At 47.3% G+C, this 2,023-nt stretch carries 1 protein-coding gene and 1 pseudogene; one reads left to right on the top strand and one right to left on the bottom strand.

The features are described 5' to 3' along the window. Positions 1-666: 666 nt before the first annotated feature. Positions 667-1,659 (top strand): carboxypeptidase-like regulatory domain-containing protein, encoded by a 993-nt coding sequence (locus tag ACFS7Z_RS27130; RefSeq protein ID WP_377492586.1) that lies wholly within the window; start codon positions 667-669, stop codon positions 1,657-1,659. A 125-nt stretch (positions 1,660-1,784) separates the two neighbouring features. Here ACFS7Z_RS27130 and ACFS7Z_RS27135 read toward each other — a convergent pair. Continuing rightward, positions 1,785-2,023: pseudogene (locus ACFS7Z_RS27135) on the bottom strand (hypothetical protein); the annotation flags it as partial.

Genomic DNA, 2,023 nt, shown 5'->3' on the forward strand with positions numbered 1-2,023 from the left:
GGAAGCACTTAGAATGTAAGCTTTCACAGGAAGTAAGGGAGGTGTGAAATGGAGTGGTGGTTTTGAACAGCTATCTAATAGGAGCTAAATTCTAAAATCCTGTATAATCAAGATGATAGCTATTTGCGCTTCAGTGCTATCCAGCAAGAACATTATGTATTATACGGTTTTAAATTGTATTTAAGTCATTTTATTTTTAATAAAAAGGTGCCAATACTTAAAATACATGTGTAGGTGGCAAAACAACAGGTGTAAGTGTTCCCTACCTTGGAAGAGACTAGAAGCTTTCTTAAAAATAGGAATTAGGGTTTGAGCTTGTTTGTTAGCTGTTCGTGGAGTTGACCATGAGCAGCGGGACCAGATTTGGGATTTGATTCCCTATCCGGTGAAACGGGCAGATGGTCGCGGCAGACTGGCTTGAGATAGCCCTATTTTAAATAACTGACTTTATAGAACAGCTCTTCTACACCTTTGGCCAATTCAGCTTTTTAGTTCAACCTCCCCTTCATTTCAATATTTCCACTTATTTTGATACAGCTACAAAAGTGACCCGCCCTAAAAAAGGTGGTACAACATGTTGCAGCGGAAAAGCAACCAATTGATGAAGATTTGGGTCAGAAATAAGATGTGGAATTGCTGTCTTTGCTAAAGCCCTTTTGTCACGAAATGCAGCTAACGAAACGAATATACCCTTCCCTTCCAGAGCTAATTGAGATTAGAAACCTGTTGGCCTTTAACTGTTTGATGCTGTTTGTGCTGACACCAACCTGCATTAAACAGGTTATGCTGTTGAACCACCCATTGAAAACCATACTGTTTCAGGATGATGAAATAAGCATCAAAGGCACCGTCCTGGACAAAGCGACGAACACGCCCATACCTTTTGCCTCGGTTTCAGTGGTGGGGAAGGAGCACCATGTACAAGCCAACGGTGAAGGGTATTTCACGCTGTTGTTGCACCCGGAAGACAAGGTGCATTCCGTCAAGGCTTCTTCCCTGGGCTACACCTCTTGTGAATTCAAGTTAGCAAGTTTGCTGGAAAGAGCAGGCTCGGGTGGTGTAAGGCTTTATCTGGATCCAAAGCACAGGAGCCTGAAAGAGGTTGAGGTAACTGCAAAGGCCCAGAAGTGGAAAGCGCAGCGGGTGGGATACCACATAGACGAAGGCACTCCTTTTCATTACAAATTCGACCCTTCAGACACAATTAAAGCAAGGGGAGCTGGACAGGAGATAGGCACCCGGATTAAAGTGAGAAGGAAACAGGCCGTGGTGCAAAGCGTTTCCTTTGGCCTGGCCGGCTCAGGTAACGCACCCATCAGGGTAGGAGTCAAGCTTTACTCCATTAAATATAATCTTCCTTACCGGGGCCTCCTTTCCAAACCAGCCATTATCCGGATTGAGCCGCACCACACAGGCTGGATAACGGTGGACCTGGAGCAGCACAACATCACGGTGGAAGATGACTTTGCCTTTGCCATCGAGTGGCTGTCGGAGACCACCAGGCTTAACAGCAGCTCGCTCATGGCCTTTGCCACAACCCCCAAAGGGCAAATCACCTATTACCGCCCAGCGGACATGGGTCCCTGGCGGATACGCAAATCTGGTTTGCTTGATGTGAAGAGCATCGGCATGTATGCCACCTTACTGTACCAAAGGTGAGAGCTTGCATGTGCAGGCAAAGGGTTAGCAGTGCTTACTGTTAAGGCTAACCCGCCTGGTCAAACCCTCTCGTCTTTTTACTTCCACGGTTAATGGTATCCAGCTATAAGACAGGCTGCCTTTGCTTAGTTGTAGAATATCATTCCTCCGCCACCGTCGAAGCATGGGTTTACGACGTTGTTGAACAGCGAGCCGAACCTGTAGCGAACCCCGAAGTTGAAGTAGAAGTCATAGTTAGAGTCTAGCTGGCGCCGCCTGGTCAGCAGGTCCTGGTCAGAGACCGTCCCCTTGATGATGTTCAGCTGGTCCCGCTGTATGGCGTAGTACCCGCCCAGGTTCAGCGAAAGCCCCTTGACCAGCCGTA

The organism is Pontibacter toksunensis, assembly GCF_042686245.1.
Taxonomy (GTDB): Bacteria; Bacteroidota; Bacteroidia; order Cytophagales; family Hymenobacteraceae; genus Pontibacter; species Pontibacter toksunensis.

Excerpts from the sequence above, each read along its gene's own strand:
- ACFS7Z_RS27130 (WP_377492586.1), top strand. The coding sequence starts at position 667 with ATGCAGCTAACGAAACGAATATACCCTTCCCTTCCAGAGCTAATTGAG.